This is a genomic window from Cupriavidus sp. 01L45, from assembly GCF_056399885.1.
The window spans coordinates 4213-20203 of sequence record NZ_JBFTSG010000101.1 but is presented as its reverse complement, the minus strand read 5'-3'; the positions used below and the strand labels follow the sequence as shown (position 1 = coordinate 20203).

12 protein-coding genes and 1 pseudogene are annotated in these 15991 nt (G+C 59.1%); 10 read left to right on the top strand and 3 right to left on the bottom strand.

Annotated features, from left to right (window positions below):
• Positions 1–326: 326 nt before the first annotated feature.
• From AC1DT6_RS39160 to AC1DT6_RS39115, 10 genes are all read left to right on the top strand, one after another.
• The gene (locus AC1DT6_RS39160) at positions 327–1460 is read left to right on the top strand and encodes an ImmA/IrrE family metallo-endopeptidase (protein WP_477115524.1); all 1134 of its coding nucleotides are present in this window, start codon (positions 327–329) and stop codon (positions 1458–1460) included.
• On the top strand, positions 1457–1954 hold the full coding sequence (locus AC1DT6_RS39155) for a DUF4411 family protein (protein WP_477115523.1): 498 nt from the start codon (positions 1457–1459) through the stop codon (positions 1952–1954). Before AC1DT6_RS39160 ends, AC1DT6_RS39155 begins: the two co-directional genes overlap by 4 nt.
• Before the next feature lie 376 nt (positions 1955–2330).
• Complete coding sequence (locus AC1DT6_RS39150; RefSeq protein ID WP_477115522.1) at positions 2331–3875, top strand: ATP-dependent nuclease; 1545 nt, start codon at positions 2331–2333, stop codon at positions 3873–3875.
• The gene (locus AC1DT6_RS39145) at positions 3872–4891 is read left to right on the top strand and encodes a DEAD/DEAH box helicase family protein (protein ID WP_477115521.1); all 1020 of its coding nucleotides are present in this window, start codon (positions 3872–3874) and stop codon (positions 4889–4891) included. Before AC1DT6_RS39150 ends, AC1DT6_RS39145 begins: the two co-directional genes overlap by 4 nt.
• Positions 4892–4910: 19 nt before the next feature.
• Entirely contained in the window at positions 4911–5099 is a 189-nt protein-coding gene (locus AC1DT6_RS39140; RefSeq protein WP_477115520.1) for a hypothetical protein, read from the top strand.
• Positions 5100–5310: 211 nt separating this feature from the next.
• Positions 5311–6003, top strand: coding sequence for a helix-turn-helix transcriptional regulator (locus tag AC1DT6_RS39135; protein WP_477115519.1), 693 nt, complete (start codon positions 5311–5313; stop codon positions 6001–6003).
• Positions 6000–6554, top strand: a complete 555-nt coding sequence (locus AC1DT6_RS39130; RefSeq protein WP_477115518.1) for a DUF6036 family nucleotidyltransferase — start codon at positions 6000–6002, stop codon at positions 6552–6554. Before AC1DT6_RS39135 ends, AC1DT6_RS39130 begins: the two co-directional genes overlap by 4 nt.
• 696 nt (positions 6555–7250) lie before the next feature.
• Positions 7251–8615 carry a serine hydrolase domain-containing protein gene (locus AC1DT6_RS39125; RefSeq protein ID WP_477115517.1) on the top strand — a complete coding sequence of 455 codons (1365 nt, stop codon included), beginning with the start codon at positions 7251–7253 and terminating at the stop codon, positions 8613–8615.
• A 597-nt stretch (positions 8616–9212) separates the two neighbouring features.
• Entirely contained in the window at positions 9213–9959 is a 747-nt protein-coding gene (locus tag AC1DT6_RS39120; RefSeq protein WP_477115516.1) for a hypothetical protein, read from the top strand.
• A gap of 331 nt (positions 9960–10290) precedes the next feature.
• Entirely contained in the window at positions 10291–11703 is a 1413-nt protein-coding gene (locus tag AC1DT6_RS39115; protein WP_477115515.1) for an IS4 family transposase, read from the top strand.
• Positions 11704–11849: 146 nt separating this feature from the next.
• Here the strand turns inward: AC1DT6_RS39115 and AC1DT6_RS39110 are convergent.
• From AC1DT6_RS39110 to AC1DT6_RS39100, 3 genes and pseudogenes are all read right to left on the bottom strand, one after another.
• Positions 11850–12560 (bottom strand): annotated as a pseudogene (locus tag AC1DT6_RS39110) (Tn3 family transposase); the annotation flags it as partial.
• A gap of 53 nt (positions 12561–12613) precedes the next feature.
• Positions 12614–14518 carry a tyrosine-type recombinase/integrase gene (locus AC1DT6_RS39105; RefSeq protein ID WP_477115514.1) on the bottom strand — a complete coding sequence of 635 codons (1905 nt, stop codon included), beginning with the start codon at positions 14516–14518 and terminating at the stop codon, positions 12614–12616.
• A 158-nt stretch (positions 14519–14676) separates the two neighbouring features.
• The gene (locus AC1DT6_RS39100; RefSeq protein ID WP_477115513.1) at positions 14677–15846 is read right to left on the bottom strand and encodes a tyrosine-type recombinase/integrase; all 1170 of its coding nucleotides are present in this window, start codon (positions 15844–15846) and stop codon (positions 14677–14679) included.
• Positions 15847–15991: the final 145 nt, after the last annotated feature.

The window sequence follows — 15991 nt, the reverse complement described above, 5'->3', positions numbered from 1 at the left end:
GAATGAGACCTTGGCCGTGATCGCAACACGTATCCATCGCGTGCGGCCGGATCGCGCCAAGCCTCGTCCGCCTCGCCACAAACCTCATCGACATGCTGCTTATAAGGCCTGTTGATGCCTAATTGTTGATGCTTAACTTGGGTGGATTGGGGATAGCGGAGGTCTGCTGATGCCGGCATAACGGTAGTCGCCAGTGCGTGGGCGGATCGACGGGATTCACGATCAGAACCGCGCTGACAACGCTTGCGGCCCTGCACCCATGAACTTCGCAGCAGTGGGGTTTTGGGAATAGACGTAGGCGATACCCTGCATTACCATTCGATGCCATGAGCCATGCTCTCGTTTCCCCTCGTCTGCTCGCCTGGTCCCGGCTTCGCGCCGGGCTGACGCAGTTCGATCTGGCGGAGCGGCTACCGGTGAAAGCCGAAAAGGTTTTCGAGTGGGAGGCCGGGGAGAGTCAGCCCACGTTCAAACAGGCGCAGAAATGGGCTGCGCTGGCGCATGTCCCGTTCGGATTTCTCTTTCTGGAAGAGCCGCCGGATGAAAATCTGCCGCTGCCAGACTTGCGCACGAAGGGCGGTATGCCACCGGCGCGGCCGAGTATCGAGTTGATCGATACCGTCAAGGAAGTCCTCTGGAAGCAGAATTGGTACGTTGAGTACCTCAGTGACCATGATGCACCGCGCCTGCCGTTCGTCGGGCGGTTCACGCTCCAAAGTCCGGTGAAAGCCGTGGTCGCGGATATGCGACAGGTTCTCGGCATTCCCGACAACGCTTCGCGAGCCAGCCAGGACGAATACTTCAGGCAGTTGGTGCGTGCGGCCGAGACTGCAGGCATTCTGATTATGCGCAGCGGCATTGTGGGAGGCAATACACACCGCAAGTTGGATGTCGGGGAGTTTCGTGGCTTCGCCGTCAGTGACCCAGTTGCGCCTGTCATATTTGTCAACAGTGCGGACGCTCCCGCAGCCCGGCTATTCACGTTGATCCATGAGCTGACGCATGTGTGGATCAACAGCAGCGGCGTTTCCAGCGTTGCCGTGCAGGCTACTCGGCATGAAGAGGTCTTCTGCAATGCCGTGGCTGGTGAGTTCCTGGTGCCGGAGGCCGAATTTCGTCGAGCCTGGATGGACGTGGACGACGGGATGCGCCAACTGGCGTTGCTTGCTGACCAGTTCCGGGTTAGCAAGCTCGTGGTCGCCCGGCGCGCCGCGGACTTGGGCCTTGTTCCTGCCGATGCCTACAGCGAGTACTACCTGAACGAATTGCAGGCCTACCGCAACAAGGAAAAAAAGGGCGGCAATTATTATGTGAATGCGGGTGCGAAGAATAGTGCGCGATTTAGCAGAGCCGTGCTCGCGGAAGCCATGCGCGGGCAGATGTTGTTGCGTGACGCTGCTAGGTTGCTTGGGATTCAGCCTTCGAAACTGCGGACCTACGGCGACAGCGTTTCCGAATGAAGCATTTGCTCGACTCCAACACGCTCATTGAGGCGAAGAATCGCTATTACGGGATGGCATTTTGCCCGGGCTTCTGGCAATGGATTCGCGCACAGAACGACAGCCTGGAAGTCGCGAGCATCTCATTGGTCGCCGACGAGCTTAAACGTGGCAACGACGACCTGGCGCAATGGGCCAGGGACAATGCGGGCATGTTTCTGGATGTGTCCGACGCCGCGACTCAGCAAGCCTTCTTGTTGGTTGCTGCCGAGGTGGCGAAGTGCGCTCCGGCGATGAAGGCTGGTGCGCTTGATGAGTTCATGCATGGTGCGGATCCGTGGCTGATTGCGAAGGCGATGGCGACCAATGCTGTGGTGGTCACGCACGAGACGTTCAACCTCGATGTCAAAAAGAAGTTCCTGATACCGAATCTCTGCAAGCACTTTGGCGTGCCCTGGATGAACACGTTTGATCTGCTCCACAAACTGGGTGCGCAGTTGATTCTTGCGGCCTGACGTATCCGCAATTGTCTAGTGCAGCGCCAGGGCTAAGGATCCGGTACGGGGCGGTGGTGTACTCCCGGCGCGTGGGTGCTGCTCAGGCGCCCGGAACGGGGCCGAGGCAGCCCCGCTGACGAAACGCTCGGCATCCCTCCGTCGGCGGATAGCACCTGTATCGGCTCCCATGGATAATCGCTGCAATCTGCTGGGCGGCGGTCGTGTAGCGGCCGGGCGTACGTTGCCGGGCCGGCATGGCGGACACTCCAGCGAGGCCGCGAATATTGGCCACCGTCTTCCCGACCAAGAGGTCAGAGGCGCAGTGGGCGCTATTTTCAGATGATTGGCCATCAGCGTTAGAAATGGGGTGGGTGTGACAGTAATCTCGAAGCTTGTGCTGCAGAACTTCAAGAAGTTCGACGCGCTGGAACTCGATTTCAATACGACGACCAACATTCTCGTCGGCGATAACGAAGCTGGAAAAAGCACGGTCCTGCTCGCCCTTGACCTGATTCTCAGCGCGAGCCGGGGGCGAGTCGAAACGGTGGGGGTGGAGAACCTGTTGTGCAAAGCAGCCGTCGATGCCTTTCTGGCCCGGGAGCGGAAGCCCGCGCATCTGCCTGTGTTGTACGTTGAAGCCTGGCTGATGGCCGGGGACAATTTCGAACTCAACGGCAAAAACAACTCCAAGGGCATCGAAGCCGATGGTTTGCGACTAGAGATCGCGCCGATCGAAGAGTACGGCAAGGCCATCGCCGAAGTCCTCGCGCAGGACGAGCCGAATTTTCCTTACGAATACTACGGAGTCCGGTTCCACACGTTCTCCGGGGAGGCGGTCCTCGCCTACAAGCGCCCTGTCAGGCATTTGTCTCTGGACAGTTCTCGCATCGACAGTGAACATGCGGTTCGGGAGTACACGCGGGCCGTATTCGGTGTGCACACGGACGTTCCGACGCGGCACCGTTTGGAGAACCAGTATCGCCGCGGGAAGGATACTTTTCGCAAGGAATATCTGGGACCTGTCAACCAGGATCTTGCTGACTACCAGTTCGGCGTGCGCAGTGGCCACCGTTCAAACCTGGAGGTGGACCTGCAGATCATGGAGGACGGTATTCCTCTGGAGAACCGCGGCAAGGGACGCCAATGCTTCCTGAAGACCGAATTCGCGTTGCGCCGGCACAGGAATAACGGCGCATCGTTGCATGCGTTGCTGCTGGAGGAACCCGAGAACCATCTGAGTCACACGGGCATGCGGCGGCTCGTCCGGAGCCTCGAGGATGCGGCCCAGACGCAACTGTTTGTGGCCACGCACAGTAGCCATATTGCGTCGCGGCTGGATCTGCGGCACGCGCAGTTGCTGGGCATCCGGAACCAAGCTTCGAGCTTGCATGCGCTCAGTGAGGAGACGGCCAACTTTTTTATCAAGGCCCCCGACAACAATGTCCTGGAGTTCGCGCTGTCCCGACGCGTGATTCTGGTGGAGGGCGACGCGGAATTCATCCTTTTCGATGCGCTGTACCGGGCCGCGTCGGGAGGGGCGTCGCCGGAACAGGATGATGTGCACGTGATGGCGATTGGCGGAACGAGCTTCAAGCGCTATCTGGAGTTGGGCAAGCTGCTGGGTATCCGGACCGCCGCCATTCGGGACAACGATGGCAACTTCCAGGCTAACTGTGTGGACAATTTCGCCGGCCATATCTATGACGCGGGTAGGGTGTTCGCCGACGCCGACGATGCCAAATATACGTTCGAGGTGGGCTTGCATGACTGCAACGCAGCAGTTTGCGAGGCCCTCTTTGCGGGTGGCAGGCGCACGCTGACCCCCCTGCAATACATGCTGGCCAACAAGACCGATGCAGCCTTGAGCTTGCTCACCAGTCAGCGTACCCTGGTTGTCCCGCGCTACATCGAAGAGGCTGTGCAGTGGATAAGAGGGTGATTTTCGCGGTCGCGGGCTCCGGCAAGACGACCCGTTTGATCGATGAACTCAATCTGGAGCGCCGGGTACTGCTGATTACCTACACCGAGAACAACTTCACCCACCTTCGGTCGCGCGTGCTGCGAAAGTTCGGCTACATGCCACCGAACATTGTGGTCTGCACCTACTTCGCGTTTCTGCACAATTTCTGCTACCGGCCGCTGCTGCAGATGCGTCTGGGCAGCCGAGGCATGAATTTTCGACAGCCACCCGCCCAGACTTCCAGGCTCCCGTTGACTCAGGACGCACGCTACCTGGATGGAAGTCGCCGTCTCTATCACAACCGGCTCGCCAAGTTGCTGGAGGTAAAAGGATGCCTGCCGGCCATTTTGGGACGCGTCGAACGATACTTCGACCGGGTCTTCGTGGATGAAGTGCAGGACTTTGGCGGCCATGATTTCAATCTTCTGACCTGGCTATGCCGGGCGAACACAGATGTGCTGCTGGTCGGCGACTTCTTTCAGCACACGTTTGATACCAGTCGTGACGGTTCGGTGAACCGGACGCTGCACGACGATTTTGGCGCCTATGCGCAACGCTTTTCCGCCCAGGGCCTCACCGTGGATCGGCAATCCCTGCGTGCGAGTCGCCGGTGCAGCACGACCGTCTGTGATTTCATCCGCGAACACTTGCAGATCGACATGCATGCGCATGACGTGCGGGGCTCCGATCTGTCGGTTGTGGAGCAAGCGGCGGTCGCGAAAGACCTGTACCGGGATCCTGCCATCGTCAAACTGTTTTACAGCAGTCACACCCGGTATGGCTGCTTCTCCAACAATTGGGGGGCCAGCAAGGGCATGGACCATTTTCGCGACGTCTGTGTCGTGCTCGGCACAGACGCATGGGCGCGTCTACGCACCGGCGGCCTGCAGGACCTTCCGCCGCAGACCCGCAACAAACTGTATGTGGCTTGCTCACGGGCGCGCGAAAACCTGTTCTTCGTTCGTGAGCAGGATCTCCGCGAATTCCGGAACTGAATCTCGAGGGCACATGCCAATGAAGAGCACTCCTCATTTGAACGTCGTGATCGTCGAATCGGTGGGCAACTACATCGAACATACGACGGCGCTGTCCGCCCTGATTCCCAATACGGTGCTCTACCGTGGGCAGGCGAAGCAGCGCTCGCTGCTACCGGGCATCGGGGTTATCGTACTTTTGATGCGAAATCTGGCGGTTCTGCCCTGAAAACCCTTTGGAATCAGTTACCTGTGAGATCGGCGGGTACGCGGCGCCAAGTAACCTGGAAAGCCTTGCCGCAAGCGGCATCCCGGCTTGCTAGCGCCAGATTTCGCACCAAAAGTACGATGACCCCTAGCTGCGAGGCGAAGAAGGCGCCACCCATCATATGTTCAACATACTGGACAAAATGCAGCTTTTTGCCTAGTCTACTGAACATATGATCCATTGCCAAGAAACGAACCCTCTCATCGAGCGCCAGTTGCTTTTGACGCTGGGCGATCGGCTCCGGCGCCTCCGCAAGTCTAAGCGGCTGACGGCGAGTCAGTTGGCTGAGCAGGTAGGCATCTCGCGAACCACGCTCGCATCTGTCGAAGCTGGCGATCCGACGCCGTCGATCGGCACCTTACTCCGCGTCATGTCGGCTCTCGGTGTCGCGGGTGACCTCGCTTTGTTGGTGTCCGACACATTCCAGCCAGCGCCACCGAACTCCGCGGGGTCGAACACGCACCGCGGCCGCCCGCAGGTTCAGGTGACGGTGAGGGCGGATTCGGCGCTTCACCAGGCCCAGGATCTGCAGAGCATGGCGCTTCACGAAAGGGCATTTCGGTTGTTGCGCGAGGATCCCGAACTCCGTCAGCGTGCACTCAACACGCTCGCGGCCTGGCGCGCAAAGGGTCCGTCTCGTTCAGATTCTCTCTGGCTTGAATGGGAGCACATCCTGGCCAATAAAGCGTGGCGCAGGGCGCTGGGGCGCACGAAGCGCGCGCAGGAGCTCAGGCAGGCGTCACCGTTGCCAACCGTGCTGCCAGAGGAGGTCCGCCGCGAGGTGATTTCTCAGGTTCAGGCGCTCAAGAAGGGCGTGGTGATCGGCGACGTGCCCGAAGATGAGTCCGGTGGAGAACCACAATGAAGCGGGAGGATCTCGAGCACATCATTCGCGCGTCGGGCGTTATCACCGACGAGTACGAGTTCGTCATCGTCGGCAGCCAGTCCCTTCTTGGCGGGCATCCATATCCGCCCGAGGTCTTCACCGCGTCGGCGGAGGCCGACATCTATCCGCTCCATGCTCACGAGAAGGCGGATGATATCGATGGCTCGATCGGCGAGGGCTCTCAATTCCACGAGACGAATGGCTACTACGCGCAAGGCGTCGGACCAGACACCGCGGTATTGCCTGACGGATGGTTGGGGCGAGTCGATAAGATCCAGAACGATGCTACGAATAGCCGCATCGGATACTGCCTGAGCGCCATCGATCTGTTCATGGCCAAGGCCGTCGCGAACCGTGACAAAGACCGAGACTTCAACGTGGCGCTGCTGGTGCACGGCTACGTGGAGGCAGACATGGCCGTATCGATGGTCGATAAGATGCCGATCGACACCGCGGCAAAGGGCCGGCTGCGAGCTCGCGTCAAACGATGGGTGGGCATCGCTCAGACGCAGGTAGACGCAAAGCAATAGCGGTACCGAAAGCGACAGGAGCGAGCGTGGCGCACCGGCGGTCAGCCCGCGACGGCGCCGTACGCCTTCTGGGGGTCCCTTTGATTTCTATGCAGTTTACCGGGGTAGACACCCTAAGCATTCATGCGGGTTCCCGGGTGGGTGCCGAGAAAACACCGCCTTAAATCAATAGGTTGCTGTTTGCCGTTTTCGATCGCGGAGACGGCTCAATACAGCACTTCTTCGGCAGCCACGTTGCTTCCCAGTCTCATTGCCGCTAGGCCGGGCAGCCGTAATTATCCGACCAAACCGGCCTCGAAGCGCCGCCGTACTCAGCCCACCCCCCAACTGTGGCGTACAAGTACCGCAGGGCCCAAGGAAAGGGCCGGACGGCAAGTGACTGATTTGATTGTGGTTTTAGCGAGATATCGCCCGAAAAACCGCACGATTGCCTGGGGTGTCTACCCCGGTAAACTGCATAGAAATCAAGAGAACCCCTGGGAGGAAGGTTCAGGGTAAGGACCGGGCGGCAATCGAAAGCAGCTGCGGTCACTGCACGACATTCCGCCGGGTTATGACTCTATTCCGAATACATCATTGTGGTCCTGGTTCCCCTCCTGCAACATGGCGCCCGCGGCCTGCACCGTGCAGGCTCGCACCTCATGCACATAAGGCGGCGCAGCGTTGTGCAGCCGCTTCGACAAGAAGGGAGACAGCATGCAAGCGCAATCGGCATCGCGCAGGACGGAATTCGTACGCAGTCGAGTGTGGTTAGCCGTGGCGCTGCTGGTGACGCCGATGAGCGTGTCGATGGCGCAAGGTACCGGCCAGCCTTCGGCCGTTGCCGAGGACGAAGTCATGCAGGGCTTTCCGCCGCCACCCGACAGGCAAATCAGCCGCGGCAACGGCCTGCGCCCGCCGTATATGCGCTGGGCGTTCCGGCATGCGCGCGAGATGTCGTCAACGGTGGGCATCCGGCATGCCAATCAGCCGCTGGTCCTGTCGGGTCAACCGGGCACGGAGCTGGACGCCACCACGTTTGCCATAGCGGGCAATACCGTCCGGCTGGCCGACTACCTGCGCGACACGCATACCGATGGCTTTATCGTGCTGCACCAGGGCAAGGTCGTGTATGAGCGCTACCTTGCGGGCTTTGGGCCCTACCAGCCGCATATCTGGGCTTCGATGACCAAGTCCGTCACCGGCCTGCTGGCCGCCATGCTGATCGAGGAGGGCAAGCTCGATCCGCAGGCCCGGCTGGCGCAGTATGTGCCGGAACTGGCCGGCAATCCGTTCGGCGAGGCTACGGTGCAGCAGAACCTGGACATGGAGGTGCCGGTGGGCTACCCGGAGGCGCTGCCACCGGACCTGGGACTGTTCGGGGCGGTGGGGATCATGCCGCGCAAGGCGGATGCGCCCGACACTATCTATGACTTCCTCAAGGTCGTTCACGCCACCGGCGGGCGCGATGCGGGCGAGGGGGGCGGCATCTGGTACTACCAGAACGGCTCGCCGGAAGCGGTGGCATGGGCGCTGCGGCGCATCACCGGCAAGAGCTGGGCGCAACTGATAACTGAGCGGCTGTGGTCGCGCTTTGCCGATGATGATGCCTACACCCAGGTGGACCGGCAGGGCACGGAAATGGCCAGCGGCGGCATGAATTCCACGCTGCGCGACGCTGCCCGCTTTGCCGAGGCGGTGCGCCGGGCGGCGGGGGGCGATGCCTCGGGCGGGGTCTCGCCGGCGGCGGTGCGTATCGCTCTGCAGCCGGCCGGTAACCAGGCCCGCTTTGCGCGCGGCAACACCATGCCGGGCCGCGACGGCTACAGCTATCGCAACTACTGGTTCCAGCGCAACGACGGCGACGGCAGCATCGAGGCCAGCGGACGCTTTGGGCAGAAAATCTATATCAACCCGGCCAAGGGGCTGACTGTGGTGAAGTTCTCCACCAGCCCAGATGGCGCCGCGCGCGCGACCAGCGCCGCCAGGGTGCGCAAGCGCGACGATCCGGCGCGCGCGCTGGAATCCGCCGAGGCCATGGTGGCCGCGGCGCTCGCGGTCCATCGCGCGGTCAGCCGCTGACCCACGCCGGGCAGGGCCCGGCAAATCCTCCTGACTTACCTCTCACGCACGCCGAGGTACACGCGGCGCTAACGCTTAGGTCATTGGTGGCAAGCAGTCCAAACGTTCCATGAGCACCAACTAGTTAACAAGTTAATAATTTAACATAATAGTCATTATGTGCCTTATAAATCACATTAACAAGGGCGTACCCCGGGTTATCCAAGCGCTTCACCATGGATAATGCATTGACGGCCATTGACCCGGAGGCTTCCTAAATCGAATGTCCTGCTGTAGGAAACCGGAATTCGTTGGCCTGGCCGTGCGCCGCAGGGGTTCAATGCGCCCGCGAAGGACCGTTGACGGCCAGTAGCTGCCATTCCATTGTCAAATGTGAAAGGCGGCTTCCACAACCCTAAGAGACGTACGACCCAGTGCTGTCAGCCCAGGGAATTCGTCGGCGTTGACCCGACGCTCGATCCACTTCAAGCCACCTCCCCAAGCATCGCAAACGCAGGAGCGACGACGGGACCTTGAGCCCCCAAATCTCACCTGATCTTCGGCACAAAGACGGGGGATCGGCTTCATTGGAGTAAAATCCGACGGCACCAGTTTCAAATGCGTTCGACCCAACCGGCTATTCCAATGACCGTGGCTGTCAATATGACTGAACTTGTATCGCTGATCCCGTTCAAGGACATCTTTGTAAATGCGATAGGTGGATTTTTGGGCGGCCTCACGCTTTTGTGGCTCGCGATAGGTTCTCGCGGAATCCGTTCTCTCCGATCAAAGCTAGAAAGGCCGCGCGTACGTATTGAACGACGGATGACGCCGGAGAACATCTTCACAGCGATCGAGCTTGGCGCCCCCGCGCAGTGGGTACAGCAGCAACTAGGTGCGCCCACGAGAGTGGGAGAAAGGTGGTGGGGATACAGATTCTCCGATTCTCTGGTCTCACTGAGCTTTAGCGCGAACGATTCGGTCGAAAGCATCGCTGTCGCACTTGTCGATCCAGAAACGACATTCGAATTTCCAGCCTGGCACTTTGACTGCCCGCCCCTCGGGAAAATGACACTTAGAGATCTATTGGCCGCAGATCATCTGTCTCTGGAGTTCAATGATTCCTTGCGCCATAGTGAACTGCGGATTACCGGAAGAGAAGGACCAAGAGGGGCCTGGCATTACATTGCCTTCGGTGTGCTAAGTCCTCATATCCCAGGGCCTCTACTTTCCGTTGACTTCGAATGGGATAAGGAGAAGGATGAACTCATCAGTCAACCGCAAGAAATCAAGATCAACTGGGCTGTAGTGTCCAGCACTTCGAACATCGAAGGCTTTCCTTGGGACCTTGGGATACGCATTTGACGTTCGCGGTCATGGTCAAGCGATCTCAGCAAAAGCGAACATCTTTTGCGTTCAGCCGTACCGCGCTACTTTTTGCATCGCGTACCGATATTTGAGTTTGGTGATAAAGACAGGCCTTTCAGGAGATTCTGCATCTATCCTACTGGGGTCGTTCCGCTGATTTCTGATTTTCGTGCCCTTCGTTGCGTAGGCGTTTCAGGAATCTTGCGATTACCCACAAATATTTGGTCGATTGCCTCTGTTAACGAGAGAGCCATTCTGTTAACGTTGTTGCGTGTACATTCGACAACAACGAGAGATGGCGAACGGAGGCGACAAAGGCAATGGGGCCATGGAGTTGAAAACCAATGCGTGGCTGGATGAAGAGACTAGACGAAGTCAATTCCGCGACGAGCGATTGGGAAAGAGATTCCGGTTGGTTCTTGAACGTTTGTGGTCCTGTATGGGGCAAAGCATTCCGATGGCCTTTCAGGACTGGTGCAACACGAAGGCAGCGTATAGGTTCTTCTCCAATCCGAAGGTCAGTGAACAGGATATTCTGAGAGGACACTTCGAAGCAACCCGAAGCCGCTTCACCGCATCGCAAGGTCATGTCCTGATATTGCAGGATACGACCGAATTCTCATACAAACGAGAGCGGCCAGAGCTGATTGGCTCGACGCACAAAGTCGCAACCCGCAAGGACGATTCGGGCCGAAGTTCGATGCATACGGTCTGTGGGATTCTGATGCATTCTAGTCTTGCGGTCACCACACAAGGAGTCCCATTGGGTCTTGCCGCTGTCAAATTCTGGACGCGGAAGAAATTCAAAGGATGCAACGCGCTCAAGCGCAAGATCAATCCGACACGCGTGCCGATCGAAGAAAAGGAGAGCTACCGGTGGCTCGAGAATCTACGGCAATCAACGGCACTGCTTGAACAACCGCAACGGTGCGTTCACGTTGGCGATCGTGAGAGCGATATTTACGAACTCTTCTGCCTTTCCGAAGAGCTTCAAACAAACTTCTTGGTTCGTACCTGCGTTGACCGGCTTGCTGGGGATGGGAGCCACACGATCGCAAACGAGATGGATGAGGTTCAGGTTAAAGGCGTACATCGGATTACAGTCCGGGACCAAACTGGCAAGGCTCATCAGGCGGAACTGGAGCTACGATATCGGCGCATAGCAGTGTTGCCTCCGATTGGGAAGCAACGACGTTACCCAGCTTTGCGCTTAACGGTGATCCATGCTATTGAACGAGGCGCACCTGCAGGAAGAAAGCGCATAGAGTGGAAGCTGATCACAAATTTGCCGGTGACCACCCGCAGGCAAGCTGTCGAGAAGCTGGACTGGTACGCGCTACGATGGAAAATTGAAGTGTTCCACAAGATCCTGAAGTCCGGCTGCAAGGCAGAGGACTCCATGTTGCGTACCGCCGACCGCCTGGCCAATCTGATCGCCGTATTCTGTGTTGTGAGTTGGCGTATCTTCTGGCTGACGATGGTGCATCGAGCCACCCCGCGTCTACCGGCAGAAATCGGATTAACGCCGCCAGAAATGGAGCGGCTCGATCAGTTGGTCAAAGATACCGCGAAGACATCAACTGCCGAACCTCTTACCCGGTACATCATCAAACTCGCCCAATTGGGCGGCTATCTCGCACGCGCTAACGATCCCCCACCAGGCAATACCGTGATCTGGCGAGGCTTACGAAGACTCATCTATATTCAGCTCGGGTTCGAGCTCGCCAAAAATTGTGGGTAATCGCGGGGTAGCTTTGATTTCGGTGCAATTTGCGACGGTTCGCAAGCCCAGCATCAGCGCGGACGGGCCATCGTAAGCTATTGATTAATAGAGGATTTCTGTTTGGCCATCGATCAACCGCAAACGGCGTCATTGCGAGCTCGATTTCAGCCCGCAGCGCTTGTTTTGGGTGCAGTTTGTGACGGCAGTAGTTGTCCGACGTAGCGCTCAACTGGGAAGCGGAAGACGCCCCGGAGATTGATGCCCTCTAGCCGTGTTGGGGCGATTCGCCCGAACGACTCGGGTGGCACGGGCTGCCGTCGTTTCACTTGCCGATCGAGCACTGTCTGCATCTGACCGGTATTCCACGCCATCACGATGTTAGCCAGCAAGCTTAGCGCGTCGGCGACGGCCTGCATCTCGTCGGCGCGCCTAGCCTGCGTGGGTGCGACTCGGCCTGTATAGATCGCCCGCTTTAGCGAGTTGACCGCCTCGCCGCGATTAAGCACGCGTAACAGCTCACGCCGGAACCCGGCATTGACGAAGTAGTCGGCAAGGAACGCGGTGCGCAGCAGCTTACCTAGCTGCACGCCGGCGTCATAGATAGGGTCGCCCCGCGCGGCCGAGCCAAATCGCGCTAGGGCCGCCACGGCGCTTGCGTGTCCCGACATCACCGACGCCGTCAGGTGCACCAAAGGGTCCCATTGCGCCTCGATCGCAGCCAAGTCCACGTTGGCGAGACACACGGAGGCGATCTCATCGGGAACAGCAACGCCGCGAGGTACGAAGAGACGACGCTGCTTGAGCTCTCGCAATCGGGGACACAGGTCGAACCCAAGTAGCCTGGCCAACGCCATTGCGAAATCGGTATTTATATGGACAAATCGCATTTTTGGCCAATCATTCGACTTCCCTTCCAATCGGCGCAGCGTCAGTCTGAGCCGTGCCCTGGCTCTCCCAAATCAATCAGAAGTCGCGCGATGCGTTCGGCGATGGAAAGATGCCGTTCTCGTTCCTTGGGCCAACCGCGAGCCTGCGCATCCGTGGCCAGCGTTAGTTCAAGCTTCCGACGCTCGCGCAGTCGTGGCACGTATGCCGGGGTCGTCACGAACTTGGCGCACGTCAAGTACATATCGCACTCGCACGGCCCCTCGGCCGGTAACCGCAAGCAGTGACCGAGTTCCAGTTCGGTCTTGAAGAAGTTGCACTTTAGCCAGTCTACGGAGGACCTTGGCAAGGTGCCGCTGCGGAGTTGCTCCGCCGCGGGACCTGCAAGGATCGCCCCGGGTTTCAGAACGGACTTGTAGTCGCGCAACACCTCGCGATCACTGATCTGTGCATAGACAAGCGACATCGATGCACTGCGATGCCCCAGTATGCTCATGATCGTATGCAGCTTCGCTCCGCGTTCGGCCAGTTGCGTACCGACCGTGTGACGGAAGCGATGAGGACTAATGGTCCGACGCCCATTCTCGTCGACAGTGCCGGCGACTTCGCAGGCGCGTTTCAACGAAGCCTGGAAGAGGTATGCGCATGAGAGCAGTCTGCCGTGTGCCATGAACACGTATCGCGTTGGCGTTCCCGTCAGTTCATCGGTCAGTGCACGCTCGCGTCCCTGAGTCCGTGCTGCGATCAACTTCCTCAGTTCAATTGCCGCTTCTTCATGCAACGGCACGACGCGTTCCCGGTAGGTCTTGCCCGCTGGCAGGCGCAGACGGGCCGTGCCGTCAGGATAGCTATCAAGGCAATCGACGGACAGTCGCTGGATCTCTCCCTTTCTAGCCCCGGTCCATCGAGCGATGAGCAACGCAGTACGTTGATACGGACACTCCAGATTTCCGACGGCAACCATCAGACGCGCAAGCTCATCTGCTGGAATGAATCGTGGCACTCGTACCGGCATCTTTGGCAGATCCCCGATGCCGAGCAACGGTCTCCCCGGGGTGTCATCCCACTCCCACGCGGCTGTGTTACGAAAGAATTGTGACAGCGCGGAAACATGCGCGCGTCGAGCCAGTGTGCCCAAGGGCTGCCCCGTTCGCGGGCTCGGCTGCGTTGATAATGCCACCAGATATTCCAGGACGTCGTCTCGCGTGACCTGCGCAAAGCTCTCCACCGCCGGCCGCTCATTGTTCAGCCACACCATAAATCGATATAGCGCGAGCTCGAACTTCTGCACGCTTAGCGGACGATCCGTCGCGCTACGCGCCACGAGCCAGCGGTCCACCACGTCCTGCATGCGCGGCACAACGGGCTTTCGTTCCTTAATGCTGCGCATGACTTTCTTCGGCTGTGCATCCAGTTGTCCTCGATGGAACAGCAGCAACTCAAGCTGATTCACACGCAATGTCCAGCTCTTGCGAAACGCCTCGAAGTTGCCTGAGGCGCTCGGATAGAACTCGTGCAGGTCGCGACTGGCAAGGAACGCCGCGATCCCTGCGCGAAGTCCGTGCACATGCTCACCGCCGAACGTGGAGGCGTCGATGCACCCGGTGTGCAATATCACCCGGCTCACGGTCCAGCGCAACGTCGCGTCGAACCCAAGCTTGCCAAAACCCAGTCGCTGAGCATCACTCCGAAGGGCGTCGATGCCCAGATCCAGCCCCATTTCTCGCGCCATCTCCGGAACGTACAGTGGGCTGCTGGCGAAGAGCCATGGATAGTCGAACTGCAACAAGCCGCGAAGCCCCAGGAACAGAAGAAACGGCCGTCCGGTGTGGGAAATTTCGGCATTAAGCCCATACTGCCTTCTCGCAGGCACACTGCCGACACGGACGGCAAGGGGCTCCGCAAACCAGGCTCGAAGGTCTGGCCAGCGACGTACGAAGCGGCGCATATCATTAAGCCTGCGGCGGCATCGGGTGGGAGACCCGGGCAGCGCATTGGCAAACTCTGCATATTCAGACTCGGAGCAATACGAACAAGCTCGATGTGGTGTATCGAGCGGTTTCGCTGCAACGTTTGTTGGTCGCGGCATCGATCATCCTAGATCGCTCAGGTGGTCACCGGAACGCCGCTCACCGGTGCGACATCATCAAGGCCCAGCGCTTGTCGATAATCGGCGACGACCTGTCGATCGGAGATGCGGGTGTAGATGCGCGTCGACTCTGGGGATGCATGGCCGAGCCGCTTCTGGAGCGTCAGCTCACGCATCCCCGCCTCCCACATACGGGTGGCATGGGTGTGGCGCAGGCTGTGCGGCGTTACCCATGGCTCCCGAATTTTGGCTCGCTCACAGGCCCTGATAAACAGCTTGAACAAGGCAGGATAGCCGGGTGGTTCGAGCCGGCGTCTCCCGGCGCCACCGATGAGAAATACGAAGGGACTGTCTCCGTCGTTCGGCCTTTCGGTCATGACGTACATGTTCACAATTTCCAGCGTGGTGGGATCGTGCAGATCAACAACGCGTTCGAAGCGAGACTTAGCCCGTACGCCCTTCGGATGATCATTGCGATATCGCACCATGACGCGACGCTGGCCGTACCGAACGTCTTCCAAATGCAGGCCCAACGCTTCTCCTGGTCGTAACCCACCATCCAGCATCAATCGCAGAATTGCCCGGTCACGCTGGCAATGAAGCTCCCCGAAGAGCGCGTCGATCTGTTCATCGGACATCGGGCGAGGCAACCGGTCCACGGTCTTTACGGACACCCGCCTGCGCAACGGCCTTTGACGGCTCACGCCGTCCATGAATGGTCGATGCCTACTGGTCACGCGCTGCTGTTGGTGATCAAGCGTCTTCTCAAGCGGGTTAGCGCTGTCCAGTTGGGCCGAGAGAATTGCGAAATCATAGAACGACGAGACGGCTGCAAGTATCCGGTTGACAGTGGCCGGGGCCAATTGCGCCATTGCCCTTCCGTCGATCGTCAGCGCCTCGGCGATCGAACGCCGGCGAGGCGACAATGGAATCCGTAGCGATCTCAGATAACCAAGAAGTTCGACGGTATGCCACACCCTAAACTCTTGCCACTTCAGTCGCTGTTGCGTGAGGAAGCGCCACAGGTGTTGCAGATCGTGGGCATAGGCAATCAGCGTATTTGGTGAACAGTTTCGCGCCGCAAGGTGTCGCAGGTAGTCATTGACGACCTGGACAGGTCCGCCAGCGTCATCCAGCAGCAAGACGCTTCTTTGCCCATTTGACAAAAGGGTGTTGCGAACGACCATGGCAGGCTCCTTTCGAAGCACTGGTTAGCTCCCGACTATGGACAAGGCATCGGCACATAACGCAGGAGCCCCCTGGTTCGCCGTTTGTCGGTCGGTAGTGTCGACTGGCTGGCAGGCCCGCTTCGGGCTACGCCCTGCGCAGGCC

What these genes read in the sequence shown, in the direction of transcription:
- AC1DT6_RS39155 (WP_477115523.1), top strand. Translation starts at nt 1,457, where the DNA reads ATGAAGCATTTGCTCGACTCCAACACGCTCATTGAGGCGAAGAATCGC.
- AC1DT6_RS39130 (WP_477115518.1), top strand. Translation starts at nt 6,000, where the DNA reads ATGAAGCGGGAGGATCTCGAGCACATCATTCGCGCGTCGGGCGTTATC.
- AC1DT6_RS39125 (WP_477115517.1), top strand. Translation starts at nt 7,251, where the DNA reads ATGCAAGCGCAATCGGCATCGCGCAGGACGGAATTCGTACGCAGTCGA.
- AC1DT6_RS39135 (WP_477115519.1), top strand. Translation starts at nt 5,311, where the DNA reads ATGATCCATTGCCAAGAAACGAACCCTCTCATCGAGCGCCAGTTGCTT.
- AC1DT6_RS39140 (WP_477115520.1), top strand. Translation starts at nt 4,911, where the DNA reads ATGAAGAGCACTCCTCATTTGAACGTCGTGATCGTCGAATCGGTGGGC.
- AC1DT6_RS39105 (WP_477115514.1), bottom strand. Translation starts at nt 14,518, where the DNA reads ATGCGCCGCTTCGTACGTCGCTGGCCAGACCTTCGAGCCTGGTTTGCG.
- AC1DT6_RS39120 (WP_477115516.1), top strand. Translation starts at nt 9,213, where the DNA reads ATGCGTTCGACCCAACCGGCTATTCCAATGACCGTGGCTGTCAATATG.
- AC1DT6_RS39160 (WP_477115524.1), top strand. Translation starts at nt 327, where the DNA reads ATGAGCCATGCTCTCGTTTCCCCTCGTCTGCTCGCCTGGTCCCGGCTT.
- AC1DT6_RS39100 (WP_477115513.1), bottom strand. Translation starts at nt 15,846, where the DNA reads ATGGTCGTTCGCAACACCCTTTTGTCAAATGGGCAAAGAAGCGTCTTG.
- AC1DT6_RS39115 (WP_477115515.1), top strand. Translation starts at nt 10,291, where the DNA reads ATGGAGTTGAAAACCAATGCGTGGCTGGATGAAGAGACTAGACGAAGT.